At 60.5% G+C, this 4,514-nt stretch carries 4 protein-coding genes and 1 pseudogene; 4 read left to right on the forward strand and 1 reads right to left on the reverse strand.

Annotated elements, in window-relative coordinates:
- The first annotated feature begins 181 nt into the window (after positions 1–181).
- The 3 genes from Q7L05_RS16945 (at position 182) to Q7L05_RS16955 (ending at position 3,292) form a co-directional block, all read left to right on the forward strand.
- On the forward strand, positions 182–1,525 hold the full coding sequence (locus tag Q7L05_RS16945; protein ID WP_303909426.1) for a YihY/virulence factor BrkB family protein: 1,344 nt from the start codon (positions 182–184) through the stop codon (positions 1,523–1,525).
- A 194-nt stretch (positions 1,526–1,719) separates the two neighbouring features.
- Positions 1,720–2,106, forward strand: coding sequence for a SirB2 family protein (locus tag Q7L05_RS16950; protein WP_303909427.1), 387 nt, complete (start codon positions 1,720–1,722; stop codon positions 2,104–2,106).
- A gap of 19 nt (positions 2,107–2,125) precedes the next feature.
- Positions 2,126–3,292 (forward strand): cation:proton antiporter domain-containing protein, encoded by a 1,167-nt coding sequence (locus Q7L05_RS16955; protein WP_303909428.1) that lies wholly within the window; start codon positions 2,126–2,128, stop codon positions 3,290–3,292.
- Positions 3,293–3,418: 126 nt separating this feature from the next.
- Here Q7L05_RS16955 and Q7L05_RS16960 read toward each other — a convergent pair whose 3' ends face one another.
- Positions 3,419–3,868 (reverse strand): Spy/CpxP family protein refolding chaperone, encoded by a 450-nt coding sequence (locus Q7L05_RS16960; protein WP_303909429.1) that lies wholly within the window; start codon positions 3,866–3,868, stop codon positions 3,419–3,421.
- 420 nt (positions 3,869–4,288) lie between these two features.
- Here Q7L05_RS16960 and Q7L05_RS16965 point away from each other — a divergent pair.
- Positions 4,289–4,514, forward strand: a pseudogene (locus Q7L05_RS16965) (efflux transporter outer membrane subunit); the annotation flags it as partial.

Below are 4,514 nucleotides of genomic sequence, written 5' to 3' on the forward strand. Positions count from 1 at the left end.
GACCCGACGGGTCCTCTCGGTGCCGCCGCTGCGGATTTTGCGACGGGTGTGAGCCGGCCCGAGTCGAGGACAGGGTGCGAAGGGCGGGCCGTGCCCGCCACCAAAAGCGCGATGGCCACAGGCTGCAAGCCGCGGACACCGGTCATTAAATTTGGTTTACAGTTAGGCAGAGGGAGGCGCCATGCTTTCGAGGCTGTTCGGTCATCTTTGGGATTTTCTTTTTCGTGACCTTTGGCAGGTGGAGACTGAGCAGCTGTCGCGTCCGCGCCGCTGGGGGATCTACTCGCTCAGGGTCGCCTACGTGCTGGTTCGGGACCTGCAGGAGGGAGCGTTGGCCCTGCGGGCCATGAGCCTGGTGTACACCACGCTGCTGTCGCTGGTTCCGCTGCTGGCCGTGAGCTTTTCGGTGCTCAAGGCCTTCGGTGTTCACAACCAGATTGAACCCCTGCTGCTCAACGTCCTGGCGCCGCTGGGCGAACAGGGCGTGGAAATCACCAACCGAATCATCGGTTTTGTCGAAAACATTCAGGTCGGTGTGCTCGGTTCGGTCGGTCTCGCCTTTCTGGTCTATACGGTCATTTCACTGATCCAGAAGATCGAAGAGTCCTTCAATTTCGTCTGGCACATCAAACAGGTGCGTAGTATTTCGCGCCGCTTTTCCGACTACCTGAGCGTCATCATTATCGGGCCGGTGCTGGTGTTTACCGCCATCGGGGTGACCGCTTCGGTGATGAACAACGCCATCGTGCAGGCGCTGCTGGAAATGGAGCCGTTCGGGACCGTAGTGGTGGTGCTCGGTCGGCTGGTGCCCTATCTGCTGATCACCGCCGCCTTTACCTTCGTCTATATGTTCGTGCCGAACACCAGTGTCAGACTGCGCTCGGCACTTGTCGGTGGTGTGGTGGGGGGAGGCCTCTGGCAACTTACCGGCTACGCGTTCGCCGCCTTTGCCTCCGGTTCGACACGCTACGACGCGATCTACTCCGGCTTCGCCATTCTCATTATGTTCATGATCTGGCTCTATCTGAGCTGGTTCATTCTCCTGTTCGGCGCCAAGGTGGCCTACTACCATCAGCACCCGCAGCAGGTTCGGCGGGAGGCGGAGCGTATCGGCTTCAGCAACCGCCTGCGCGAGCGTGCCGGGCTGCTGGTGATGTACCTGGTGACCCGTGCCTACGAACGGGGCGAAGAGGGCTGGACCCTGGACGCCCTCAGTCAGCGACTGGGATTGCCCGGCGACAGCCTGGGGGACCTGCTGCTCGATATGGAAAGAGTGGGGCTGCTGATCGAGACCGGTATCGAAGATCCAAAGTATTTTCCCGGCCGCGATCCGGCCGAGTTACCGGTCCGGGAAGTGCTCGCCCAACTGCGAGCGATCGGCGAAAGCGGCTATCCACTGGATAGGCGTGCCTTGTCGGTCGGCCCGATTGACGAGGTACTGGAGGTGACCGAGACCGCCGTCCGGGAAAAGCTCGGAGAGGTCACCATAAAGGACTTGGCCCGTCAGGAGCGGATCGGGCTCTGACAGGGTGTCTATGCGACAGGCTACGTGATGGCTGTCTACTGCAATTTCGAGTGCAGCCGGATGTCTTGCCCTGAATCCGGTAGGCTAGTGGTCCATTTGTCCCCGCTGTCATTACGAGTCGTACTCCCTGATTCGGGGCTGCGAGCGGTCGGTAGTGCTCGCAGTGTTCAAAGCCACGGCTCAAAGATAAAACAATGCCGACACTGAAGTTCTTTCACGTCATTTTCGTTACGCTGTCCGTTTCCGGGTTTTTCCTGCGCGGGGTGTTGCGCTTGAGTGCGCCCGATATGCTCGACAACCGTTTTGCCCGGACGGTGCCGCACGTCAACGATACGCTGCTCCTGGTGACCGGCATCGCGTTGGTAGCCGGCTATGGCTGGAATCCGTTCCACCATCCGTGGCTGGAGGCGAAGCTCGCAGCGCTGCTGGTCTATATCGGGCTGGGCAGCATTGCTCTCGGCCGTCGCGGAGAGCGTAGCAGGAGGATTCGCGCAGCGGCCTGGCTTGCTGCTCTTGCCGTGTTCGCTTACATCGTCGTGGTGGCCATCTACAAAACGCCGCGCATTTGGCTGGTGTTCTAACCGGATATTGATAAGCGGCATGCACGACCCGATCGTCTATAACGTTTTCCTGATCTTCGCCGGCGCGGCGCTGCTGGCGACAGCGGCTCTCTTCACCCGGCAATCGATGCTGGTCTCCTACATTTTGGTCGGGGTGCTGTTTGGTCCCTGGGGGTTCGGGCTGACTGAAGAGCCGGAGGCGATCAGTGCCGCCGCTCATATGGGCGTGATCTTTCTCCTGTTCCTGCTCGGTCTGAATCTCCATCCCCAGAAGCTGCTGGGGCAATTGGGACGAGCAGTACCGGTGACACTGCTCAGCTCTCTGCTGTTTGCTGCGATCGGGGGCGGTGTGGCCCTGGCGTTCGGTTTTGGGGCGCGCGAAAGCCTGCTGATCGGCGCCGCCTGCATCTTCTCCAGCACCATTATCGGGCTGAAGCTGCTGCCCACCACCCAGCTTCACCACCAGCGTACCGGTGAAGTCATCATCAGTGTACTGTTGCTGCAGGACCTGATTGCCATCGTCATCCTGCTGCTGCTGCAGGCCGTGGGCACCGGCGATGCGGTGTGGTGGGATATCGGGGTGCTGATGATGGGGCTGCCGGCCCTGGTCGTTGCCGCCTGGCTGGGCGCCCGCTATGTCGTGGTCCCGCTGTTCTGCCGTTTCGACACCATTCAAGAATACGTTTTCCTGTTGACCATCGGTTGGTGTCTCGGCATGGCGCAACTGGCGGCCCTGTTGGGTCTTTCCCAGGAGATCGGGGCCTTCATCGGCGGTATCGCTCTTGCTGCAAGTCCCATCAGCACTTTCATTGCCGAAAGCCTCAAGCCATTGCGGGACTTTTTCCTGGTGATGTTCTTTTTCGCACTGGGGGCCACGTTCGATCTGGGCATGATAGGCGAAGTATTGCCGGCGGCGGTGGTCCTGGCCGCGCTGCTGTTGCTGGCGAAACCCGTGGCTTTTGGGCTTTTGCTGAAGTGGGCCGGCGAAGAGCAGGCTTTGGCGTGGGAAGTGGGCGTGCGGTTGGGGCAGGTGAGCGAGTTTTCGCTGTTTATCGTCATCCTTGCACTGGAGTCGGAGGTGATCAGCCGCGGGGCCTCCTATACCGTTCAATTGGCCACGCTCCTGACCTTCATCGTCTCCTCTTATGTGATCATGCTGAACTACCCCACCCCGATTGCGGTCTCGGACCGGCTGCGCCGGGACTGAAAGAAATAGCCGCAGGACCGCCGAACTCTTCTGAGCCTGGTTAACCCTGGGTGTCCTCTGGTTGGCAACGGTCGGGTGGCCAGGCGGCGCGTGAGCCGGTGTAAGTGGGTTGGTGCCCACACGCCGCTATACCATGCTACATACCGTATTGCATGCGGCCCCTCTTTTTGCCGTTGGAGCGATCTTCTCAAGTTCCTGCTGCTGCTGCGGGGTGAGGATCGCCATGATCTCTTGTCGCATCTCCGCTTTTCGTACGAGGTTGTCGGCCATGCGTTGGCCCTGCTTTTCGGCGAGCGGCCGGATGGTGGCGGCGTCGGCGCCGCTGCGGATCGCTTCTCTCAGCTCACTGCGCTCATCTTGCCACGACTGGCGCTTTTCCTGCATCGCCGCAAGGCGCTGTTCGCGCAGCGCATCCAGCTGTTCCCGCTGGCTGTCGGTAAGTGTGTCGAGTTGGTAGACTGCTGCCATCGGTTTACGGTCGCCACAGCTTCCCGGTCCGAAGGCCAGTGCCGTTCCGGCTGTCGCAACCAGAAGTGTGCCGGCAATCAGGACCGGCCAGTGTCGTTTCACTTTCATTTTGGATTCTCCTCAGCTCTTTGCAGGCCCGCGCCAGTGCGGGATGTCACCATCCTACCGATGCCGCGGATCAAGTTGTTGAGCGGGAGTGCAAAGCAGTGCGAAGAAATGCCAGCCAGGCGGGGGGTAAGAGGGGTGAGCAGGGTAAACGCATATCCATACGCTCGCTTCAACGTAGGTACGCTTTCGGGAGTGAATCCCGGTGTCCGCTCGGCAGGTCAGGAACCGCCCTGACACCCTGGAACTTGTCGGTTCACGGCCGCTCCAAGGCTTTGCACTTCTTTGCATTGGATTGCAGTTCGTGGAGTCTGAAAGCTCGGCTTTCCCATTAGAATGGCGGGATAGCCAATCTCTCTTGGAAAACAGAAGAATGACCCGATTTCCCCTTGCGCTTCCTACCCGATGGTATCGGGCGGTGCCATGAGTCGCGGACTTCGTGCAGGCATGTTGGCTCTGGCCCTGCTGCTTGGCGGCTGTGCGGTCAATCCGCCGCAACCGAAACAATTGCCGCTTCCGGAGCAATTCGGCCAGGCAGGTGGGGAGGCATCGCTGCAGCGCCAGTGGTGGCGGGAATTCGATGACCCGGCACTGGATGCCCTGATGGAGGAGGCGCTGGTTGGCAACCCCGGCCTGGACGCCGTGCGAG

It is taken from the genome of Thiohalomonas denitrificans (assembly GCF_016841685.1).
Lineage (GTDB): Bacteria > Pseudomonadota > Gammaproteobacteria > Thiohalomonadales > Thiohalomonadaceae > Thiohalomonas > Thiohalomonas denitrificans_A.